Source organism: Streptomyces sp. NPDC023481 (genome assembly GCF_055560195.1).
The window spans coordinates 60,986-82,104 of sequence record NZ_JBVHJE010000019.1; the positions used below are offsets into that span (position 1 = coordinate 60,986).

The 21,119-nt window shown below is 73.5% G+C and carries 20 protein-coding genes; 9 read left to right on the plus strand and 11 right to left on the minus strand.

Annotated elements, in window-relative coordinates; genetic code table 11:
* Nucleotides 1–28: 28 nt before the first annotated feature.
* The 5 genes from ACZ3ZD_RS30795 to ACZ3ZD_RS30815 all read right to left on the minus strand — a co-directional run bounded on the left by ACZ3ZD_RS30795 (nucleotide 29) and on the right by ACZ3ZD_RS30815 (nucleotide 5,121).
* Nucleotides 29–451 carry an acyl-CoA thioesterase gene (locus ACZ3ZD_RS30795; protein ID WP_467404418.1) on the minus strand — a complete coding sequence of 141 codons (423 nt, stop codon included), beginning with the start codon at nucleotides 449–451 and terminating at the stop codon, nucleotides 29–31.
* Between the two features lie 52 nt (nucleotides 452–503).
* On the minus strand, nucleotides 504–1,127 hold the full coding sequence (locus ACZ3ZD_RS30800) for a hypothetical protein (RefSeq protein WP_467404421.1): 624 nt from the start codon (nucleotides 1,125–1,127) through the stop codon (nucleotides 504–506).
* An 89-nt stretch (nucleotides 1,128–1,216) separates the two neighbouring features.
* Entirely contained in the window at nucleotides 1,217–1,816 is a 600-nt protein-coding gene (locus ACZ3ZD_RS30805; RefSeq protein WP_467404424.1) for a histidine phosphatase family protein, read from the minus strand.
* Between the two features lie 88 nt (nucleotides 1,817–1,904).
* Nucleotides 1,905–3,731 carry a trypsin-like serine peptidase gene (locus ACZ3ZD_RS30810; RefSeq protein ID WP_467404426.1) on the minus strand — a complete coding sequence of 609 codons (1,827 nt, stop codon included), beginning with the start codon at nucleotides 3,729–3,731 and terminating at the stop codon, nucleotides 1,905–1,907.
* Between the two features lie 181 nt (nucleotides 3,732–3,912).
* Entirely contained in the window at nucleotides 3,913–5,121 is a 1,209-nt protein-coding gene (locus ACZ3ZD_RS30815; RefSeq protein ID WP_467404430.1) for a pyridoxal phosphate-dependent aminotransferase, read from the minus strand.
* Nucleotides 5,122–5,202: 81 nt separating this feature from the next.
* On the opposite strand from ACZ3ZD_RS30815, the gene ACZ3ZD_RS30820 reads away from it, so the two are divergent.
* Entirely contained in the window at nucleotides 5,203–5,829 is a 627-nt protein-coding gene (locus ACZ3ZD_RS30820; RefSeq protein ID WP_467404432.1) for a winged helix-turn-helix transcriptional regulator, read from the plus strand.
* Nucleotides 5,830–5,972: 143 nt separating this feature from the next.
* Here the strand turns inward: ACZ3ZD_RS30820 and ACZ3ZD_RS30825 are convergent, their stop codons facing one another.
* From ACZ3ZD_RS30825 to ACZ3ZD_RS30835, 3 genes are read right to left on the minus strand one after another with little or no spacing between them, the layout of a single operon-like run.
* On the minus strand, nucleotides 5,973–6,773 hold the full coding sequence (locus ACZ3ZD_RS30825; protein WP_467404435.1) for a hypothetical protein: 801 nt from the start codon (nucleotides 6,771–6,773) through the stop codon (nucleotides 5,973–5,975).
* The gene (locus ACZ3ZD_RS30830) at nucleotides 6,773–8,035 is read right to left on the minus strand and encodes a VWA domain-containing protein (RefSeq protein WP_467404438.1); all 1,263 of its coding nucleotides are present in this window, start codon (nucleotides 8,033–8,035) and stop codon (nucleotides 6,773–6,775) included. The genes ACZ3ZD_RS30825 and ACZ3ZD_RS30830 overlap by 1 nt, the downstream gene beginning before the upstream one ends.
* 9 nt (nucleotides 8,036–8,044) lie before the next feature.
* Nucleotides 8,045–9,556 carry an IucA/IucC family protein gene (locus ACZ3ZD_RS30835; RefSeq protein ID WP_467404747.1) on the minus strand — a complete coding sequence of 504 codons (1,512 nt, stop codon included), beginning with the start codon at nucleotides 9,554–9,556 and terminating at the stop codon, nucleotides 8,045–8,047.
* 129 nt (nucleotides 9,557–9,685) lie between these two features.
* On the opposite strand from ACZ3ZD_RS30835, the gene ACZ3ZD_RS30840 reads away from it, so the two are divergent.
* Nucleotides 9,686–11,185 (plus strand): IucA/IucC family protein, encoded by a 1,500-nt coding sequence (locus ACZ3ZD_RS30840; protein WP_467404440.1) that lies wholly within the window; start codon nucleotides 9,686–9,688, stop codon nucleotides 11,183–11,185.
* A 130-nt stretch (nucleotides 11,186–11,315) separates the two neighbouring features.
* The gene (locus ACZ3ZD_RS30845) at nucleotides 11,316–12,230 is read left to right on the plus strand and encodes a HipA family kinase (RefSeq protein ID WP_467404442.1); all 915 of its coding nucleotides are present in this window, start codon (nucleotides 11,316–11,318) and stop codon (nucleotides 12,228–12,230) included.
* 27 nt (nucleotides 12,231–12,257) lie between these two features.
* Here ACZ3ZD_RS30845 and aceB read toward each other — a convergent pair whose 3' ends face one another.
* Together aceB and ACZ3ZD_RS30855 are read right to left on the minus strand one after the other, a co-directional pair.
* Entirely contained in the window at nucleotides 12,258–13,883 is a 1,626-nt protein-coding gene (gene aceB, locus ACZ3ZD_RS30850; RefSeq protein ID WP_467404445.1) for a malate synthase A, read from the minus strand.
* 185 nt (nucleotides 13,884–14,068) lie between these two features.
* Nucleotides 14,069–14,677, minus strand: a complete 609-nt coding sequence (locus tag ACZ3ZD_RS30855; protein ID WP_467404448.1) for a nucleotidyltransferase family protein — start codon at nucleotides 14,675–14,677, stop codon at nucleotides 14,069–14,071.
* Nucleotides 14,678–14,820: 143 nt separating this feature from the next.
* Between ACZ3ZD_RS30855 and ACZ3ZD_RS30860 the strand changes: the two genes are divergently transcribed.
* Nucleotides 14,821–15,135, plus strand: a complete 315-nt coding sequence (locus ACZ3ZD_RS30860; RefSeq protein ID WP_467404452.1) for a DUF5955 family protein — start codon at nucleotides 14,821–14,823, stop codon at nucleotides 15,133–15,135.
* Between the two features lie 175 nt (nucleotides 15,136–15,310).
* On the opposite strand, the gene ACZ3ZD_RS30865 is transcribed toward ACZ3ZD_RS30860, so the two are convergent.
* On the minus strand, nucleotides 15,311–16,108 hold the full coding sequence (locus ACZ3ZD_RS30865) for an IclR family transcriptional regulator (protein ID WP_467404454.1): 798 nt from the start codon (nucleotides 16,106–16,108) through the stop codon (nucleotides 15,311–15,313).
* A gap of 273 nt (nucleotides 16,109–16,381) precedes the next feature.
* Here ACZ3ZD_RS30865 and allB point away from each other — a divergent pair, with 273 nt between their 5' ends.
* From allB to ACZ3ZD_RS30890, 5 genes are all read left to right on the plus strand, one after another.
* Nucleotides 16,382–17,764 carry an allantoinase AllB gene (allB, locus tag ACZ3ZD_RS30870; protein WP_467404457.1) on the plus strand — a complete coding sequence of 461 codons (1,383 nt, stop codon included), beginning with the start codon at nucleotides 16,382–16,384 and terminating at the stop codon, nucleotides 17,762–17,764.
* A gap of 5 nt (nucleotides 17,765–17,769) precedes the next feature.
* Nucleotides 17,770–18,885 carry an allantoicase gene (gene alc, locus ACZ3ZD_RS30875; RefSeq protein ID WP_467404459.1) on the plus strand — a complete coding sequence of 372 codons (1,116 nt, stop codon included), beginning with the start codon at nucleotides 17,770–17,772 and terminating at the stop codon, nucleotides 18,883–18,885.
* A 126-nt stretch (nucleotides 18,886–19,011) separates the two neighbouring features.
* Nucleotides 19,012–19,821, plus strand: a complete 810-nt coding sequence (locus ACZ3ZD_RS30880) for an AIM24 family protein (protein ID WP_467404462.1) — start codon at nucleotides 19,012–19,014, stop codon at nucleotides 19,819–19,821.
* Nucleotides 19,822–19,895: 74 nt separating this feature from the next.
* Complete coding sequence (locus ACZ3ZD_RS30885; protein ID WP_467404464.1) at nucleotides 19,896–20,522, plus strand: dihydrofolate reductase family protein; 627 nt, start codon at nucleotides 19,896–19,898, stop codon at nucleotides 20,520–20,522.
* A gap of 171 nt (nucleotides 20,523–20,693) precedes the next feature.
* Nucleotides 20,694–21,089, plus strand: a complete 396-nt coding sequence (locus ACZ3ZD_RS30890; RefSeq protein ID WP_467404467.1) for a guanyl-specific ribonuclease — start codon at nucleotides 20,694–20,696, stop codon at nucleotides 21,087–21,089.
* Nucleotides 21,090–21,119 lie beyond the last annotated feature (30 nt).

The window sequence follows — 21,119 nt, forward strand, 5'->3', positions numbered from 1 at the left end:
GGTCGCCCGACGTGTAGGCCGCGGCGGGCTACAGGCCGAACAGGGCGACGTCGGTCGTCAGCTCCTTGAACACCTCCCGCGGGTCGGGCACCAGCTTGCGCTCGGCGAGGTTCAACAGGCCGCCCACCGCGGAGACCTCCGCGGCCACGGTGCCGTCCGTCCTGCGGATCTCCTGCCGGACCCGGAACGTCTTGCCGCCGCCCCACTCGAACGCGCACGTGACGTCGACCTCGTCGCCGGCGAGCAGTTCCCGCAGGTAGCGGATGTTCGTCTCCAGCGCCACCGGGCCGACTCCCCGGGCCAGCAACCGGGTCTGGCTGATCCCGGCCGCCTGGAGCAGCGACCAGCGGGCGTGCTCCGCGTAGTTGAGGTACACCGCCTGGTTGAGGTGTCCCTGGACATCGGTCTCGTATCCGCGGACGGTCACACGGACGGAAAACGGTTCGGCCACTGCTCGCCCCTCTCGCGTTCGGTTCTGTGTTCGACCGATCCTGACACGGCGGTCACACCCGGCGCGGCGAGGCCAGCAGAAAGCGTGCTCTCGTCCGGGGCTCGGTGCACTCGCCGGCCTGCCAGCCGGCCCGCTCCAGCGTGGCCGCGCAGGCCGCCAGGGCGTCGCCGTCCGGCGCGTACACCGCGACGGCCTCCGGCTGCGGGGTCGCCCGGACCCGGTAACCGTCCGCGCCCCCGCCCGCCGGCGGGTGCCCGGCGGCCTCCAGCGCGAGCGCCGCGGCCGGCACGAGGTGCGTGCGCTCCCATCCGCAGGGCCGGTCCACGGCGCCGTCGGGATGCGTCATCCGGCGCAGCTCCAGCAGCCCCTGCCAGGCGCTGTGCACCTCGCGCCGCCGGGCCGGACCGGTGTCGGGCGGCTCCTCCTCGCCGCCGACGCGGGCGGTGAACACCCCGCTGTCCGGCGCCGGCCGGGCCGCCGGAGCGTCGGGCACCGCCTCACGTATCCGGTGGCCCGCCGGGGTGAGGAAGTGGTCGTGGGGCGGCCGGGGGTGGCGGAACGCCAGCCCCCGCTTCACCAGCGCCGCGAGCTGGGTCTCCGTACCGCGCAGCCGGCCGGTGACCGGGTCGGCACCCTCGATCACCCGCCGCTGCGCGGCGGTCGGCGGTCGGGTCACGGGACGCTCCTTCCGACACCACCCACTCCACGGAACCGCCGAAGGGACGGCCCCTTCGCAGAGTACGGCCCACCACTGACACCGCCCTGCTACTCCCCGGGCCGGATGTTCCACCCCGCCACCACCGGGCGCCCGTGCTCCGTGCCCAGGTGGCACAAGGTGCCCGTCGCGAGCTGGAAGAGGGCGCCGTGTTCGGGGCGCAGGCCCAGGCGGCGGGCGGTGAGGACGCGCAGGAGGTGGCCGTGGGCGATCAGCACGACGGCGCCGTCGGTGCCGGCGAGCGCGGCGTCGGCCTTGGCCAGCATCCGGTCGGCGCGCTCCCCGACCTGCTCCGGGGTCTCGCCCGGGTGGTCCGGCGGCCCGGGCGCGACCCCGTCGGTGAACAGGAACCAGCCGGGCCGGCTGCGCTGGATCTCCGGGGTGGTCACGCCCTCGTACCCGCCGTAGTCCCACTCGCGCAGGTCGGCGTCGACCCGGGCGTCCGGGATCCCGATCAGCCGGGCGGTCTCCCGGGCCCGTCGCAGGGGGCTGACGAAGGCCGCGCCGATCCGGTGGGAGCGGATCAGCGGCACCAGCCGCTGCGCCTCCCGGCGCCCCTGCTCGGTGAGGGGTACGTCGGTCCAGCCGGTGTGCCGCCCTGACCGGGACCACTCGGTCTCCCCGTGCCGGACGAGAAAGAGGTCACCCATGACGGCACGGTGGCACAGGGCCGCCGAGGCCCGCAGGGCGGACTGCGCCAGACGGCCGTCGCCGCGCCGGGCGCCCGCCGCCCGGGTGTCAGGTGCCGGGGTGGACCAGGGTGTGCTCGGTGCCGAGGGCCTTGGTGCCGGTGTCGGCGTACAGCGTGGTCTCGCCGTCGGACCAGCGCACGACCAGGTCGTTGCCGGCACCGTCGTACCGGAGGGCGCCCGCCGTCAGCGCCTGCGCGTGCTGCCAGAGGCTGCCCGGCCCGTGCAGCCGGGTCCTGGTGCCGAGCCCCGCGGCCGAGACGCCGGCGTACGTGTCGAGCGTGCCGTCGGCCCAGCGCACCAGCAGGTCCCCGGTGCCCGTGCCGTCGAAGTCGCCGCCGGCCGTCAGGGCGGCCTTGGTCCAGGTGGTGTTCGCCGCGAGGAGCTGTGTACCGGGGCCGAACCCGTCGGCCCCGACCTCGGGGTACAGGACGAGCGAGCCGTCGGCCCGGCGCACCAGCAGGCCGGTGCCCCCGTCGGCGCGGAACGGGCCGGCGGCGAGCTGGACGGCGTCCTTCCACGCGGAGCGGGGCGGCGCCATCCGGATCTCCCGGCCGAGCCCGGACGGGCCGGGCTGCGGGTAGAGGGTGACCTCGCCGTCGGACCAGCGCACCAGCAGCCCGGCCCGGCCGCCGCCGGTGAAGGTGCCGCCGGTCACGGCCCCGGCGTGGGTCCAGGTGGAGTTGGCCTTCTGCAGCTGCTTCTCGGCGCCGAAGCCGCCCTTGCCGTCGCCGGGCTGCAGGGTGACCGTGCCGTCGGACCAGACCACGAGCAGGTCGCCGTGCCCGTCGCCGGTGTAGTCACCGGATGCCATGAGCGTGGCCTTGCGCCAGCGCCCCGCACCGCCCGGCAGCGAGCCCTTCAGGCCCCGGTACGGCGGCAGGTCGGTGGGCGGGACCTGGTCGGCGACGGCGTCGGCGAGGAGGTTCGCGGCGTCGGCGCCGAACACGGTGCCGTAGCTGATGTAGTCGGCGCCCGCGTCGTTGCCGCCGCCGTTGTAGCCGCCGAGGTTGCCGATGACGTGCCCGGTGCGGGCGTCGTCCTTGTAGTCGGTGATCCACGGGCTGCCGGACACCCCGCCGTAGTAGCCGCCGCAGGTCATCGACAGCTGCCGGAACCCGTGCAACTGTGTGGTCGGGACCGTGCACTTGACGGCGCGGCCGGCGCTGTTGTGCCGGTAGGAGGGGTAGCCGGCGACGGTGACGTTCTTCAGGTTGTAGCCGGAGGGCCGGGTGAAGGTCAGTCCGCCGCCCACCGCGTCCTGGAGGGACTGCCCCCGCTGGTTGGGCGAGACCCGCGCGAACGCGGTGTCCAGGTCGGACGCGGTCTTCTCGGTGGTGGTCGAGCCGTGGTCGGGCACGTAGCGGGGGTCGATGACGATCCGCTGGATGTGGAAGATGCCGTACGGCTGCTGGTCGGGGGCCGCGCCCTTCACGAACTTCGGGACGAAGAGGTAGTCGCCCTTCATGCCGAGCGCGCAGTGGGCCGCGGTGAGCACGATGTTCCGGGCCTTGGTGTCGATCACGCTGCCGGTGCAGTGCCAGGTGGTGCCGCGCGGCCCGTCCGAGCCGAAGAACGTCCCCACCAGCCGGGTCCCCTTGAACAGCGTGCCCTGGGGCCGGCGCGCGGCCGCCGCGCCGCCCGGCACCGGCGAGGCCTGCCGCGCCGCGTCCAGCGGCCGCGCACCGGCCATGCGCGCCGCGGTCCAGAACCGTGCGGCCTCCCGGGCCTCCTGCCCGGCGGCCGGCCCGCCACCCGACGCGCCGGGCGCGGGTTCCGCGGTCCCCGTGGCCTCCGCGGTCCCCGCCGGGCCGGCGAGGCCGAGGAGCGCCGTGCACAGCACGACGACGGTGGCGCGGCGGCTTTGGTACGACAACACTGCTGATCCCCCTGGGACGTCCCGTCCGTCCGGTCCTTCCGGACTGCCCGGCGCCGGTCCCGGGGAGGGCGGTGCGGCACTGGTCGGGCGCGCACCGACGGCGTGCGGGCCCGTCTCGCGCGCCCCCGGTCGGCAACGGGGGTGATCTTCGCACAAACGAGCGAAACGGGCCAGGCGCCTACTGCCGGTACCCGCTGAGGAACCTGCCGATCCGGCCGATCGCCGCCTCCAGGTCCTCCGCGTACGGCAGGGTCAGGATGCGGAAGTGGTCGGGCCGGGGCCAGTTGAAGCCGGTGCCCTGCACCACCTGGATCTTCTCGCGCAGCAGCAGGTCCAGGACGAACCGCTCGTCGTCGTGGATCGGGTGCACCTTGGGGTCGATGCGCGGGAACGCGTAGAGCGCGCCCCTGGGTTTGACGCAGGACACGCCGGGGATCTCGTTGAGCTTCTCCCAGGCCACGGTCCGCTGCTCGTGCAACCGGCCGCCGGGCGCGGTGAGTTCGCGGATGGACTGGCGTCCGCCGAGCGCGGCCTGGATGGCGTACTGGGCGGGCGCGTTGGCGCACAGCCGCATGGAGGCCAGCATGGTCAGGCCCTCCAGGTAGTCCCTGGCGTGCTGCTTCGGACCGGTGACCACCAGCCAGCCGGAGCGGAAGCCCGCCACCCGGTAGGTCTTGGACAGGCCGCAGAAGGTGAGGACGACCAGGTCGGGGGCGAGCGCGGCGGCCGAGTGGTGGACGGCGTCGTCGTACAGGATCTGGTCGTAGATCTCGTCGGCGAACACCATCAGGCCGTGCCGGCGGGCCAGGTCGAGGATGCCCTCGACGATCTCCTTCGGGTAGACCGCGCCGGTCGGGTTGTTGGGGTTGATGAGGACCACGGCCTTGGTGCGGTCCGTGATCTTCGACGCCATGTCGGCCAGGTCCGGGTTCCAGTCGGCCTGTTCGTCGCACAGGTAGTGCACGGCCTTGCCGCCGGCCAGCGTGGTGACGGCCGTCCAGAGCGGGAAGTCCGGGGCGGGGATGAGGATCTCGTCGCCGTCCTCGACCAGTGCCTGCACGGCCATCGAGACCAGCTCCGAGACGCCGTTGCCCAGGAAGACGTCGTCCACGCCGACCTCCAGGCCCAGGCTCTGGTAGCGCTGGGCGACCGCGCGGCGGGCCGTGAGGACACCGCGGGAGTCCGTGTAGCCGTGCGCCTGTGGCAGCATCCGGATCATGTCCTGGACGATCTCCTCCGGCGCCTCGAACCCGAAGGCCGCGGGGTTGCCGGTGTTCAGGCGCAGCACGCTGTGCCCCGCCTCCTCCAGCGCGTTGGCGCGCTCGATCACCGGACCGCGGATCTCGTAGCACACCTCGCTGAGCTTGTTGGACTGCCGGAACTCCATGCGCCCCTCCGGAAACTCGTGATGCTTGGTTTTACCAAGTGGGAGCTTGGAAAGTCCAACAACATGTCTAGACTGCGTCGCATGCCACCTCGCCGAAGCTACGACCAGTACTGCTCCGCAGCCCGCGCGCTCGACCTCGTCGGGGACCGCTGGACCCTGCTGATCGTCCGGGAACTGCTCGCCGGCCCGCGCCGCTACACGGACCTGCACGCGGACCTGCCCGGTGTGAGCACGGACGTACTCGCCTCCCGGCTGAAGGACATGGAACGCGACGGACTGGCCACCCGGCGCCGGCTGCCCCCGCCGGGCGCGGCCTACGTCTACGAACTCACCGGACGGGGGCGCGAGTTGCTGCCCGTGTTGCAGGCGCTGGGCAGCTGGGGTGAGGGCGAACTGGGCGAACGCCGGCCCACGGACGCCGTACGCGCCCACTGGTTCGCGCTGCCGCTGCTGCGCGCCCTGGACGGCGAGGGCCTGGTCGAAGTCTGCCTGGAGGAAGGCGAGTTCCACCTCCACGTCGGCGCGCAGGACGGGCCGGTGTACGGCGACGGGCCCGCGCCCGGCGAGGCGGACGCGCGGCTGGTGATGGACGCGGCGACCTGCGAGGCCCTCGCCCGCGGGGAGACCGGCCTGCCGGAGGCGGTGCGGGACGGCCGGGTGACGGTGACCGGCGACGGCACCCTGGCCAAGGCGCTGCGGGACGCCTGAGCGGCGGCCCGCGGGCAAAGGGGGCGAGGCCGGTGAAGGCGTGATGGCCAAGGCGCCGCGGGATGCGTGGGCGGCGGCCCGCGGATAGGGGGTCGGGAACAGCGAAGGCCCGCCGGGAGGCGGGCCTTCACGTCACCTCACGCTCACGCGTTCGGCGGCACCCGCGACGGCCGGCCCGACCCCCGCGTCAGCACGTACCCGCCGATGCCGGCGAGCGCGGCCAGCACGGCGCCGACACCGGTCCACACCCAGCGGTCGGACCACCAGCCGGAGGACCAGCCGTCGTCCCGGCCGAAGCTGGACAGCACGGCCGACTTCGAACTCCCCTCGTCGTCCTGTGACTTGGCGGCGATGCCCGGGACGAGCGGCTTGCCCAGCGAGCCGTCCACCGCCGCCGCACCGCCGATGTCCCTGGAGTCGACCCGCACCTCGGCGCCCACCGGCTGCCCGAGGTCGGCGGCGGCGAGGTCCACCACCGTCAGCCGGACGTAGTACGTGCCCGGCAGCGGGTCGTTCGCCGACGGCTCCGACCAGCCGCGCACCGTGCGCAGCACACAGGCCAGCTCGACCGAGGCGGCGCCCTGGTCGGCGGTGCGGGTCTGGGCGCCGTACTGGCAGGCCTGGCGGCGCCGCAGACCGTCGTACACGTCGAGCTGCCAGGTCTCGGAGCCGTGCGTGGCGGGCAGCTTCACCGTGGCCCGGACGGTGGGGCGCTGCCCGGTGTCGGCGGGGAACGACCAGTAGAGGTAGTCGCCGGTGGAGCCGGAGGCGGTGGCCCGCTGCCCCTGCTCGATCTCGGTGGCCGTCCGGAAGGAGGAGCCCGCCCGGGTCGGCGCGTCGCTGTCGGCGGAGGCGCTCGGGGAGGGCGAGGAGTCGGCGGCGGCCGGCCCGGCGGCCGCAGCCAGCGCCAGCAGCGTGGCGCCCAGCACACGTGTGATCCGCATCAGTTCGTCCTCCAGACCGCGACCCGCCAGCGCGACAGCCAGCCCCACAGCAGACCGGCGAGGAAGCCGGTCAGCACCAGCAGACCCAGCAGCCACCAGCCGCGGCCGAGCCCGAAGGCGGCCACGTCGTGGTGGCCCGAGGGCCCGTCGACCACGTCCACGGTCAGCTCCAGCGGCAGGCCGGGGCTCGTCTTGACGCCGGCGGCGGCGGAGAAGGAGCTGGTGAGCTGGAGGCACACCGTCTCCGCGGGCGCCGTGTCGTCGTCGCTGTCCGGCTTGGGATAGCGCAGACCGGTGGAGACGACGTCGGTACGGCCGGTGCCGGCGGCCTCGCCGCGCACGATCTCCCGGCCGTGCACCGTCACCGCCCGCAGCAGCACCCCGTAGTCCGGGTTCACGGCGCGGTCGTCCGCCACGCTCGCCGCGGCCCGCAGCTCCTGGCCGGGCGCGACCTCCACCTTGTACCAGCGCTGCCGCCCGAACTCCACCCGGTCGGTGTACAGCCCGGACTTGAGCTCCGGCGCCTTCTCGCACCGGTCCGCGCCCTCGGTGGCCACCGGCGTGACCACCGGGTCGGCCGCCCGCTCGACCAGGTCGCCGACCCGGTCGGAGAGCTCCTCCTTGTGCCGTACGTCGGTGTAGGTGCCGCCGGTCGCGTCCGCGATGCAGCTGAGCTGGTCGCGGGTCTTGGCGTCCGGCACCAGGCCGAGGGTGTCGATGGTCAGCCCGACGCCCTTGGCGGCTATCTCCCGGGCGACCTCGCACGGGTCGAGCGGCTGGCAGGTGTCCTCGCCGTCACTGATCAGCACGATACGGCGGGTGCCGGAACCGCCGTCCAGATCACCGGCCGCCTTCAGCAGCGCGGGCCCGATCGGGGTCCAGCCGGTCGGCGCCAGCGTGGCCACGGCCGTCTTCGCGTCGGTCCGGTTCAGCGGGCCGACCGGATACAGCTGCTCGGTGTCCTTGCAGCCCTCCTTGCGGTCGTTGCCGCGGTAGTTGGCACCGAGCGTGCGGATACCGAGCCGGACCTCCTCGGGGGTCGCGTCCAGCACCTCGTTGAACGCCTGCTTCGCCGCGGCCATCCGGGTGCCGCCGTCGATGTCGCGGGTGCGCATGGAACCGCTGACGTCCAGCACGAGTTCGACCTTCGGGGCGGCCTGGTCCGTCTCGTCGGCGACCGCACCGGCAGGGAACGCGATCCCGGCCGTCAGGGCGGCGAGCAGAGCACAGACGCCCGCCGCCAGCCGTTGTCTTGTGATCATCGCCGGATCTTATTGATCGGACGGGCCGCGCTCCAAAACGAGCGGGTTCGGCAGCCGGGTCCACCGGTCGCCCGGCTCCTCGGGGGACAGCCGCATCAGCGTCAACGCCTTGGCCGGCAACGGCTCCTGACGCAGTGCAGACAGGTCCGGGGTCGGTGCGAGGTCCGGCAGGGCGGCCGCGAGTGCCGTGCCGAGGGCCGGTCCGGAACCCGCCGTGGCGGCCAGCGCGCCCGCCACCAGCGAGCCGAACAGCTTGCGGCGCAGGGCGGTGTCGTCGTCCGTGACCAGGCGTCCGGCGAGGTCGGGCGGGGTGATGCCGTGCCGGGCCAGCCGGGCGGGGCTGACCCGGATGTCGGCCAGGTCCCGGTAGACCAGACGCACCGGGCTGCCGTCGGCCGCCAGGACCACCAGCAGGTTCTGGCCGTGCGCCTCCAGGGCCACACCGAGGTCCAACAGCCGCAGGCCCACCGCGAGCGCCAGCCGGGTGAACGCCGCCAGCCAGCCGGGGGACCCGGGCAGCCGCGTGGTGGCGAGCGCGGCCACCGGCACGACCCGCTCACCCGGCTCCGCGTACACCTGCGGCGACTCCCGCAGCAACGCGGCGAGATCGGGGGAGTGGGCCGTGGCCGCGCCCAGCGTGCGGGTGATGTGCAGCAGACCGTCGGTGCGCGCCGCCAGCTCCTCGGCGAACGCCGACAGGGACACCGCCGAGCGCACCGAGCCCACGGAGATGTCCCGCACCGACGACGTCAGCCGGGCGCTCAGCGCCGTCTTGACGTGCGGGCCGCCGGGCAGCGCCAGCGTGCGCAGGGACATCAGCGGCCGGGCCGGGCGCCAGACGTCGTACGACCGCCCCAGCACATGTGCGGCCTGCCAGGGGTGCACCGGCAGCAACAGCCGCCCGCCGTCCCGGAGTTCGTCCGGCCAGTCGCCGGACAGCAGGCAGTCCGCCGCCGGCACCGGCACCGTCCCCAGCTCCACCACCGGCCCGTGCTCCGGACCGTACGCCAGCTGGTCCGCCACCGAGAAACCGGGCCGGGACCGGCAGTTGGGGTGGTACGGGTGCCCGTCGACCACCCGCCGCTCCCACTCCCAGTCCTCCACCGGCCACTCCCGCGGGTGATCCGCACCGGCCCGGGACAGCGCCAGCGAGGCCACGCTGTGCGCCAGTTCCGCCGCGAAGGCGGACGCGTGCCGCACCCCGAGCGCCTCCATCAGCCGCGCCGGATCGTCGTACCGCTCCCGGTCCAGGTGTACGGCGGTGACGTGCGCGGCGGTGGCGTACGGGTCCGCGGCCGGCCCGTGCAGCGTCCGGCCGTCGGCCAGGCGCAGCGCGAGACCGTGCGCGCCGGACACCCGGCCGGTCAGCCACGGCAGCGGCTCGTGGGCCAGCGCCCGCCACAGCCGGGTCAGCACGGCGGCGCGGGCACCCGGCAGCCCGGCGGTGTACCGGGGCAGCATGGCGGGCCGGACGGCGGCCAGCTCCTCGGCGATCCCGGCGTCGGCGGCGGTACGGTGCACGGTCGGCTCCTCGGGTCCACGGGGCACGCCACGATTGTCCGGGACGGCAGCCATACTGATCGTCATCGGCTCCCGGACGGCGCACCCGGCGTGCGCGGGGCAGACCGCGGGGCCCCGGACGAAGAACGAATGGATCGCGTGGACCTCACACCCCCCACCGGCGCCGTCGGCCGCCGCGCCGACGCGTACGCGACCGCGCCCCTGCTCAACTGCCTGCTGCGGGAGGTGGCCGAGCCGCTCCGGGACACCGGGGACCGGCGCGTGCACCGGCTGCCGGACGGACGGCTGCTCCGGGTACGTGCCGGGCGACGCCCCGCGGACCCCGAGCTGTACACGGCCGGGGCCTGGCGCCCGATCGGCCACCCGGAGCTGGTCAAACTGGTCGCCGAGGAGCTGCGCCGGCACACCGGGCTGCCCGGCGGCGACCTGCCCGCCGAGATGATCGACAGCCGGGAGGCGGTCGCCGCCCTGCTCACCGCCCGCGCCCGGGCCACGGCACCCGCGGACCCGTATCTGCGCTCCGAGCAGTCCCTGCTCATCGGTCACCCCTACCACCCGGCGCCCAAGGCGCGCGGCGGCGGCCCGATCGCGTCCTGGCTGCCGTACGCCCCCGAGGCGCACGCCCGCTTCCCGCTGGTCCTCCTCGGCGTCCGCGAGGACCAGGTGGCCGAGGAGGGCGACACCCGCGCCCTGGACGCCCTCGGCACCGCACCGCCCGGCTACCGGCTGCTGCCCGCCCACCCCTGGCAGCTCGACCTGGTCGCCCGCGACCTCGCCCCCGCCCTCGCCGACGGCCGGCTGCTGCGGCTCGGCACGACGGAGTCCGACACCTGGCCGACGGCCGCCGTCCGCACGGTGTACGAGCCGCACGGCGACCTGTTCCTGAAGTTCAGCCTGGACGTCCGTATCACCAACGACATCCGCCGGCTGTGGCGGCACGACCTGCACCGGCTCCGCCGCACCGACGGCGCCGCCCGGCGGGCGTTCGCGGAGATGGGCCCGCCCGCGGCCTGGCTGAGCGACCGCGGCTACCGCACCGCCGCCTTCGCCTTCGAGGAACTGGCGGTGCTGGTCCGCGACGGGCTCCGCGGCCACCTGTCGCCGGGCGCGACCCCGCTGCTCGCGGCCGGGCTCGCCGAGGGCTTCGAGGGCAGCCCGCTGGCCGCCGCCCCCGACCCGGCCGGCTGGTGGGAGGCCTACCTGCGGCAGGTCGTACCGCCCGCCCTCACCGCGTTCGACGCGCACGGCGTCGTCCTGGAGGCCCACCTGCAGAACACGCTCGTCGCCGTGGACCCGGCCGGCACCCCCGTGCAGGCCCTGTTCCGGGACGCCGAGGGCGCCAAGCTGCTGCCCGACGTGACCCGGGCCGCCGGCTGGGAGCGGCTGGTGTACTGCCTGGTCGTCAACCACCTCACCGAGATCGCCGGCGCCCTCGCCGACCACCACCCCGGCCTCGACCCCTGGCCCGCCGCCCGCCGCGAACTCGCCCGCCACCCGCTGCCCGAGATCCCCACCCTGCTCACCGCGCCCACCCTGCCGGGCAAGACCAACCTCCTGCTCCGCTGGACCGGCGCGGCCGGCGCGGCCGCCCGCTACCGGCCCCTGCCGAACCCCCTGGCCGGTGCCTGACCGGCCGCTCGTGCGCGCCCTGGGGAGCCAGGCCGATACCTCGACCTGGAACACTTCAAGCAGGAGGCCGGAAGCGAACGTGGGAGCCGGCCGTGACATGTAAGCCAATCGACCCAAGGGGCCTTCGGACATGTTGAGAGAGGTCGCCGCGACCCGATACATCGAACCCCTGCACTCCGGTGGCTCCGTCCCCGGCATCGTGGAGGCCGACGACCTCGGCACGTACGTCGTGAAGTTCACCGGCTCGGCGCAGGGGCACAAGGCGTTGGTCGCGGAGATCATCGTGGGGGAGCTGGCCCGGGCGCTCGGGCTGCGGTTCCCGGAGCTGGTGCTGGTGCACTTCGATCCGGCCGTCGCCGCCGCGGAACCGCACCAGGAGGTGCGCGACCTGCACAGCGCCAGCGCGGGCGTCAACCTCGGCATGGACTACCTGCCGGGCGCCGTGGACCTCACCCCGGAGATCGCCCGGGACTTCCCGGTGGACCCGCTGGAGGCCGGGCGGATCGTCTGGCTGGACGCGCTGACCGTGAACGTCGACCGTACGGTGCACAGTTCCAACCTGATGGTCTGGCCGACGCTCGGCACCGTGCCGCCGCGCCTGTGGCTGATCGACCACGGCGCCGCGCTCGTCTTCCACCACCGCTGGGACACCACGGACCCCGGCCGCAGGTACGACTTCCGGCATCACGCCCTCGGCCACCACGGCCCCGACGTGCGCGCCGCCGACGCCGAGCTGGCGCCCCGGGTGACGGAGGAGCTGCTGCGCCGGATCGTCGCCGAGGTGCCGGACGCCTGGCTGGCCGAGGACGCCGGGTTCGCCACGCCCGACGACGTCCGGGACGCCTACGTCGGCTACCTCCTGGACCGGGTCCGGCGCTCGGCCGAGTGGCTGCCCACCGACTTCCCGAGCCGGGAACAGCTCGCGGCCGAGGAGGCCGACCGAGCCAGGCGGACCCAGGCGGGCCGCCCGGCCTGGCTGAAGCGGGTCCCGGACCTGCACGGCAAGCCGGCGGCGGAACAGGACTGGTCGGCGCACCTCGGGTGAGCCGACCGGAGCGGGCACCGGCAGGGCTCAGCCGCGCAGTTGCCGGTACGCCGGCAGGGTGAGGAAGTCGGCGTAGTCCTCGTCCAGGGACACCTGCAGCAGCAGGTCGTGCGCCTCCTGCCAGTGCCCCGCCGCGAAGGCCTCCTCGCCGATCTCCTTGCGGATGGCGTCGAGTTCCTCCGCCGCGACCTTGCGGGCCAGCTCCGGCGTGGCCTTGTCGCCGTTCTCGAACTCGACGCCGGCGTTGATCCACTGCCAGATCTGCGAGCGGGAGATCTCGGCGGTGGCCGCGTCCTCCATCAGGTTGAAGATGGCGACCGCACCGAGCCCGCGCAGCCACGCCTCGATGTAACGGATGCCCACCTGCACGGCGTTGACGAGACCGGCGTACGTCGGCTTCGCCTCCAGCGAGTCGATCGCGATCAGGTCGGCGGCCTCCACCCGGACGTCCTCGCGCAGCCGGTCCTTCTGGTTCGGCCTGTCGCCGAGGACCCTGTCGAAGCACTCCCTGGCGATCGGCACCAGGTCGGGGTGGGCGACCCAGGAGCCGTCGAAACCGTCGTTCGCCTCACGGTCCTTGTCGGCGCGGACCTTCTCGAAGGCGACCCTGTTGACCTCCGCGTCCCGGCGGGACGGGATGAAGGCCGCCATGCCGCCGATGGCGTGCGCGCCCCGCTTGTGGCAGGTGCGGACGAGGAGTTCGGTGTACGCCCGCATGAACGGCGCGGTCATGGTGACGGCGTTGCGGTCCGGCAGCACGAACCTCGGGCCGCCGTCCCGGAAGTTCTTCACGATGGAGAACAGGTAGTCCCAGCGGCCGGCGTTCAATCCGGAGGCGTGGTCGCGGAGTTCGTAGAGGATCTCCTCCATCTCGTACGCGGCCGTGATCGTCTCGATCAGGACGGTGGCGCGGATGGTGCCCTGCGGGATGCCGATGTGGTCCTGCGCGAAGACGAACACGTCGTTCCACAGGCGGGCTTCGAGGTGCGACTCGGTCTTCGGCAGGTAGAAGTAGGGGCCCTTGCCGAGGTCGAGCAGCCGCCGGGCGTTGTGGAAGAGGTACAGGCCGAAGTCGACCAGGGCGCCGGGGACGGCGCGGCCGTCGGCGTCGGTCAGGTGCCGCTCGTCCAGGTGCCAGCCGCGCGGGCGCATGACGACGGTCGCCAGCTCCTCGTCCGGCCGCAGGGCGTACGACTTGCCGGACCCCGGGTCGGTGAAGTCGATACGGCGGCTGTAGGCGTCGATCAGGTTCAGCTGGCCCAGGACCACGTTCTCCCAGGTGGGCGCGGAGGCGTCCTCGAAGTCGGCGAGCCAGACCCTCGCGCCCGAGTTGAGCGCGTTGATGGTCATCTTGCGATCGGTGGGGCCGGTGATCTCGACGCGCCGGTCGTCGAGCGCGGGCGGGGCCGGGGCGACCTTCCAGGAGTCGTCCGCGCGGATCGCGGCCGTCTCGGGCAGGAAGTCGAGCGTGGAGGTGCGGGCGATCTCGGCGCGGCGCTCGGCCCGGCGGGCCAGGAGTTCGTCACGGCGCGGGGTGAACCGCCGGTGCAGCTCCGCCACGAAGGCGAGCGCGGCGTCCGTGAGGACCTCCTCCTGCCGGGGCAGGGGCTCGGCGTCGACGATGGCCAGCGGGGACGGCGCTGGTGCGGACATGAGCTGTCACTTCCTTCAGCGGTGGCACCGGGTGCCTGGCGGCACGAATCAGGGCGAACGGCACCGGTCGTGCGGGCAGGCGCTTCTGATCAGTGGATACTAGTTTCCTTATCGTGGAACTTCAATGGTTTGTTGATGTCGAGATTCTCCGGGTCGAGGCACCGTGGCGCCCGGTGCCACCTGCCTCAGTCCAGGCGGCCCAGGTCGGCCTCGGTGTCGATGTCGTACGGCTCGGCCACGTCCGCGCACTCCACGAGCCGGATCCCGGCCTCGTGCGCCTTCAGGTAGGCCCGCGCCCCGCGGTCCCCGGTGGCCGCCTCGGCGATGCCCGCCCAGTGCGCGGCGCCGAACAGCACGGGATGCCCGCGCACCCCGTGGTAGCCGGCCGAGACCAGCGACTTCTCGTCCTTGCACGCGCCGAGTACCCGGGCCACGGCGGCCGGTCCGATCCCGGGTTGGTCGACCAGGCTCACCAGGGCCGCTCGCGCCCCCGTCCCGGCGAGCGACGCCAGCCCCGCGCGCAGGGACGAGCCCATCCCCTCGGCCCAGTCCGGGTTGTCCACCAGCAGGCAGCCGCCCAGGTCGGCGCGGGCGCGCACCTCGTCCGCCGCGGCGCCGAGCACCACATGGATCCGGTCGCACCCGGCGGCGCGCAGCACCCCGACGGCGTGCTCGACCAGGGGCCGCCCCCGGTGCGGCAGCAGTGCCTTGGGGCGCCCGCCGAGCCGTCTGCCGCCGCCGGCGGCGAGCAGCAGCCCCGCGACGTTCCCCTGGAGATCCTGGTTGTCCGTCATGGGTCCTGCATACCCGACGGAGGCCGAACCGGACGGTCTTCCGGCGTCGATTCCGTTGGGCTGAATTTCGGTTCGCCCTGTGGCGCTCCCGCACGGCGTGGCGTTTACTGACCCGCGCACGAGGGCGTGCCAGGGGGAGGGCTGTGTTGCGGAGCTTGGGGCAGAGGCCAGTGACCGGCAGCGACGAGGACCCGAGGGTGGCGGAACTGCGGACGGCGGTGTCCCGGCTGCGCCGCGAACTCGCCACGTTACCCTCGGACTTCCCCGACCGGGCGATAGCCGAGGACGAGCTGGCGACCCTGGCCGCGATGGCCGCCGGCGGCCTGCCGGAGATCCCGCGCCTGCGCAGCTCCCTGTTGCTGATCGCCGGAGCCATAGGGTCGATGAGCGCACTGGCCCGCGGGCTGTCGCAGGTACGGGACGCCGTGAACCTGTTCGGCGAGCCGCCCCGGGACTAGGTCCTTCCTTTCGGATCGGGTCGGCTTCGGGTGGCGGTGCCTTCCGGCCGGCCCGAGCGGGGTCTGGCGCGCGGCTGCAAGGTGGAGGACTGAGGACTGCCGGCGTGGGCGTGGCGGGATCCCGAGTGCGCCGGCCGCGGCCGAGCAGCCCGGGGCTCTCGTGGCCCCGGGCCGGTTACCCGTGGTTCTGGCTGGCCAGCGCCGCGGAGAGTTCCCGGGCGATCTGCTGGAGTACCGGCACGATCTTGTCCGTGGCCGCCTCCGTGACCCGGCCCGCCGGACCGGAGATGGAGATGGCCGCCGCCGTGGGGGAGTCGGGCACGGAGACCGCGAGGCACCGCACACCGATCTCCTGCTCGTTGTCGTCCACGGCGTACCCCAGCTGTCGTACGTCCTCCAGCGCCGCGAGGAAGCCCTCCGGCGTGGTGATCGTCTTCTCCGTGGCGGCCGGCATGCCCGTACGGGCCAGCAGCGCCCGCACCTCGTCGTCCGGCACCCCGGCCAGCAGCGCCTTGCCCACGCCCGTGGAGTGCGGCAGCACCCTGCGGCCGACCTCGGTGAACATGCGCATCGAGTGCTTCGAGGGCACCTGTGCCACGTACACGATCTCGTCGCCGTCGAGCAGCGCCATGTTCGCCGTCTCGCCGGTCTCCTCCACCAGCCGGGCCAGATACGGCCGCGCCCAGGTGCCGAGCAGCCGGGCCGCGGACTCGCCGAGCCGGATCAGGCGGGGGCCGAGCGCGTACCGCCGGTTGGCCTGCTGGCGGACGTAGCCGCAGGCGACCAGGGTGCGCATCAGCCGGTGGATGGTCGGCAGCGGCAGCCCGCTGGCCGCGGACAGCTCGCTCAGGCCCACCTCGCCGCCCGCGTCCGCCATCCGCTCGAGCAGGTCGAAGGCGCGCTCCAGGGACTGCACCCCGCCTGCGGCGGAGGGCTTGGCGGAGTCGGTGGTGCTGGCGCTGGACGTCGGCACGGCGCGTTCCTTTCGGGGCGGGCGGGAGGGCAGAAGCCTACCCGGAGGCCGGTTGACTCCCCGCTTGTGCAGAGCTACGTTCTGTCTATTGGAATTCTAATTCCGCTTTGTGGAAATGTCCAGAGTGGGCGCCCCTGCCGCACTGCCCGGAAGTGTGCCTCTTGACGGCGGAGAAGCGGGAGTGAAGACTCCTTCAACAGAACGTTGAAGTCCGTTACCTGGGTGTATCACCCGTTTCGTGGGCGTACAACGGCGGTAGAGAGAGGGGTTCGGGTGTCCGACGCTGAACTGGTGCTGCGCTCCACGCGCGTGATCACTCCGGAGGGGACACGGGCCGCCACCGTCACCGTGGCCGCCGGCCGGATCACGGCCGTCCTGCCGTACGACGCCGACATCCCGGCGTCGGCACGGCTGGAGGACGTCGGCGACCACGTCCTGCTGCCCGGCCTGGTCGACACGCACGTGCACGTCAACGACCCGGGCCGCACCGAGTGGGAGGGCTTCTGGACCGCCACCCGCGCGGCCGCGGCCGGCGGTATCACCACGCTCATCGACATGCCGCTCAACTCCCTCCCGCCGACCACCACCGTCGACCACCTGCGGACCAAGCAGGACGTCGCCCGCGACAAGGCGCACATCGACGTCGGCTTCTGGGGCGGCGCCCTGCCCGACAACGTCAAGGACCTGCGCCCGCTGCACGACGCCGGCGTCTTCGGATTCAAGGCCTTCCTGTCCCCCTCCGGCGTCGACGAGTTCCCGCACCTCGACCAGGACCAGCTCGCCCGTTCCCTCGCCGAGATCGCCGCCTTCGACGGGCTGCTGATCGTGCACGCCGAGGACCCGCACCATCTGGCCGCCGCCCCCCAGCACGGCGGCCCCAGGTACGCCGACTTCCTCGCCTCCCGCCCGCGCGACGCCGAGGACACCGCCATCGCCGCCCTCATCGCGCAGGCCCGGCGGCTGCACGCGCGCGTGCACGTCCTGCACCTGTCCTCCGGCGACGCTCTGCCGCTGATCCGCGCCGCCCGCGCCGAGGGTGTGCGGATCACCGTCGAGACCTGCCCGCACTACCTCACCCTGACCGCGGAGGAGGTCCCGGACGGCGCCAGCGAGTTCAAGTGCTGCCCGCCCATCCGCGAGGCCGCCAACCAGGACCTGCTCTGGGCGGCCCTGGCCGACGGCACCATCGACTGCGTGGTCACCGACCACTCCCCGTCCACCGCCGACCTCAAGACCGACGACTTCGCCACCGCGTGGGGCGGCATCTCCGGGCTCCAGCTCAGCCTCTCCGCCGTGTGGACCGAGGCCCGCAGGCGCGGCCACGGCCTGGAGGACGTCGTCCGCTGGATGTCCACGCGTACCGCCGCCCTGGCCGGCCTCGACACGCGCAAGGGCGCCATCGCTCCCGGCCTGGACGCCGACTTCGCCGTCCTCGCCCCCGACGAGACCTTCACCGTCGACCCGGCCGGCCTCCAGCACCGCAACCGGGTCACCGCCTACGCCGGCCGGACCCTGCACGGCGTCGTGAAGTCCACCTGGCTGCGCGGCCGGCGCATCGTCTGCGACGGCGCGTTCACCGAGCCGCAGGGCACGCTGCTCAGCCGCCCCCGCCAAGCCACCCCCCGCACCGGCCCGACTCCAGAAAGGACCCCCTGATTCCCGTGACGGCGACAGCGCACTTCACCGGCGACGCGAACCCCTACGGAGGCGGCGACCCGTACGCGGACTACCGCACCGCCGACTTCCCCTTCACCCGGTACGCCAACCTCGCCGACCGGCGGCTCGGCGCCGGTGTCGTCGCCGCCAACGACGAGTTCTTCGCCGAGCGCGAGAACCTGCTGGTACCCGGGCGGGCCGAGTTCGACCCCGAGCACTTCGGCCACAAGGGCAAGATCATGGACGGCTGGGAGACCCGCCGCCGACGCGGTACCTCGGCCGACCACCCCTGGCCGACCGACGAGGACCACGACTGGGCGCTGGTCCGGCTCGGCGCGCCCGGCGTGATCCGCGGGATCGTCGTCGACACCGCCCACTTCCGCGGCAACTACCCGCAGGCCGTCTCCGTCGAGGGCACCGCCGTACCCGGCTCCCCGTCCCCCGGGGAACTGCTCGGCGACGACGTGAAGTGGACGACGCTCGTCCCGCGCACCGCCGTCGGCGGGCACGCGGCCAACGGCTTCGAGGTCACCGCCGAACAGCGCTTCACCCACCTGCGGATCAACCAGCACCCCGACGGCGGCATCGCCCGCCTGCGCGTGTACGGCGAGGTCGTACCCGACCCGGAGTGGCTCACGGCGCTCGGGACCTTCGACGTGGTCGCCCTGGAGAACGGCGGCGGGGTCGAGGACGCCTCGGACCTCTTCTACTCCCCGGCCGGCCACACCATCCAGCCGGGCCGCTCCCTCAAGATGGACGACGGCTGGGAGACCCGCCGCCGCCGCGACCGGGGCAACGACTGGATCCGCTACCGGCTGGTGGCCCACTCCCAGATCCGCGCCATCGAGATCGACACCGCCTACCTGAAGGGCAACAGCGCCGGCTGGGCGTCGGTGTCGGTCAGGGACGGCGAGGACGGCGCGTGGACCGAGATCCTCCCGCGCACCCGCCTGCAGCCCGACACCAACCACCGCTTCGTCCTGCCGGAGCCGGCGGTCGGCACCCACGCGCGGATCGACATCTTCCCCGACGGCGGCATCTCCCGACTGCGCCTGTTCGGCTCCCTGACCGAACAGGGCGCGACCAGCCTCACCGCCCGTCACCAGGAACTGGGCGGCTGACACCGCACCCACGCGCGCGGGGCGCCCCGGCCGTACGGCGGCACCGGGGCGCCCCCGTGCGTCACCCGTACGGACCCTGTTCCAGGCCGCTGGAACTCTTGCCCTCCCCCCTCGCGTTCTCCCCACGTGACCCTTCAGCAAGAGATCGTCGGCAACGCCATGCAGATGGCGGTCGTCAACCTGCACCCCGGCCAGACCGTGTACTGCGAGGCCGGGAAGTTCCTGTTCAAGACGGTCAACGTGACCATGGAGACCCGGCTGTCCGGCCCGCCCGGCAGCGGCGGGCAGCAGCAGAGCGGCGGGGGCATGGGCGGCCTGCTCCGCCAGGCCATGGGGACGGCCATGCAGGTCGGCCAGCGCATGCTCGCGGGCGAGTCGCTCGCCTTCCAGTACTTCACCGCCCAGGGCGGCGAGGGCACGGTCGGCTTCGCCGGCGTCCTCCCCGGCGAGATGCGCGCCCTGGAGCTGGACGGCACGCGCGCGTGGTTCGCCGAGAAGGACGCCTTCGTGGCCGCCGAGTCCAGCGTCGAGTTCGGCATCGCCTTCGCCGGCGGCCGCACCGGGATGAGCGGCGGCGAGGGCTTCGTCCTGGAGAAGTTCACCGGGCACGGCACGGTGATCATCGCCGGCGCGGGCAACTTCATCGACCTGAACCCGGCGGACTTCGGCGGCCGCATCGAGGTCGACACCGGCTGCGTGGTCGCCTTCGAGGAGGGCATCCAGTACGGCGTCCAGCGCGTCGGCGGCCTCAACCGGCAGGGCGTCATGAACGCCGTCTTCGGTGGCGAGGGCCTGTCCCTGGCCACCCTGGAGGGCAACGGCCGGGTGATCCTGCAGTCCCTCACCATCGAGAGCCTCGCCAACGCACTGAAGAAGGCCCAGGGCGGAGACAAGCAGGGCCCGACCGGGGGACTGTTCTCCACCCACGCCGGCTGAACCGATGAGTTCCGGGCGGACGCGGGGTCTGACCCGATGACAGCGGACCCCGCACCCGGAAGAAGGCACCTCCCATGGGCAACCTCGTCTCCAGCCTCTTCGTCACCCTCGACGGCGTCTACCAGGCGCCCGGCGGACGCGAGGAGGACACCCGCGGCGGCTTCGAGCACGGCGGCTGGACCTTCCCGTTCTCCGACGACGACTCCGGCAGGTTCATCACCGATCTCTTCTCCCGCGCGGGCGGCTTCCTGCTCGGCCGCCGCACGTACGACATCTTCGCCGGCTACTGGCCGAAGGTGACCGACCCCGCGCACCCGATCGCCGGCCCGCTCAACGCCCTGCCGAAGTACGTCGTCTCCGCCACCCTCCAGGACCCGGAGTGGGCGCACACCACCGTCGTCCCGGGCGACCTCGCCAAGGAGGTCACGGCCCTGAAGGAGCGCACGGACGGCGAACTCCAGATCCACGGCAGCGGCGCCCTGGTCCGCTCCCTGCTGGACCTGCGGCTCCTCGACACCCTGCACCTGCTGACGTTCCCGGTCGTCCTCGGCACCGGCCACCGCCTCTTCACCGACGGCGCGGTCCCCACCCGCTTCACCCACCGCTCCGGCCACGTCACCGCCACGGGCGTCTCCGTGCAGACGTACGACGTCGGGGGCAGCCCCGAGTACGGCACCTTCCCCCTGCCCGAGGAGGCGTAGGGGAGGGGCAAGGCATGCGCGGAGGGGCGCAGGGGTGGTGTGGCGCCCTGGACGGTCGCGGCCCGGTAGCGCGCTCGGCTGGTTAACTCCCCGAGAATTTCCCGGACTTGAAAGGAAAATCTTCAACGTTGACGTTGACATGTCAACGTCTACGCGCGTCATCATGGGGACATGAGATTCCCCCCACGCGCCACCCGCGTCGGCACCGCAGCCGCGCTCCTGTCCGCCCTCCTCGTGGGCGGCACCGTCACCGCCACCACCGCGGACGCCGCGGCCGCCTCGGTCGGCAGCGTCTGCTACGGCGACCTGCCGTCACAGGCCCACGACACCCTGCGCCTGATCGACCAGGGCGGCCCCTTCCCGTACGCGCAGGACGGGATCGTCTTCCAGAACCGGGAAGGCGTCCTGCCCGGGCAACCGTCGGGCTACTACCACGAGTACACGGTCAAGACCCCGGGCTCCTCCACCCGCGGCGCCCGCCGCATCGTCACGGGCGAGGAGTACGAGGAGGACTACTACACCCCCGACCACTACGCCACGTTCGACCTGATCGACTTCGACTGCTGACCCACCGCTCGACGCCCACCGCTCTCGCCC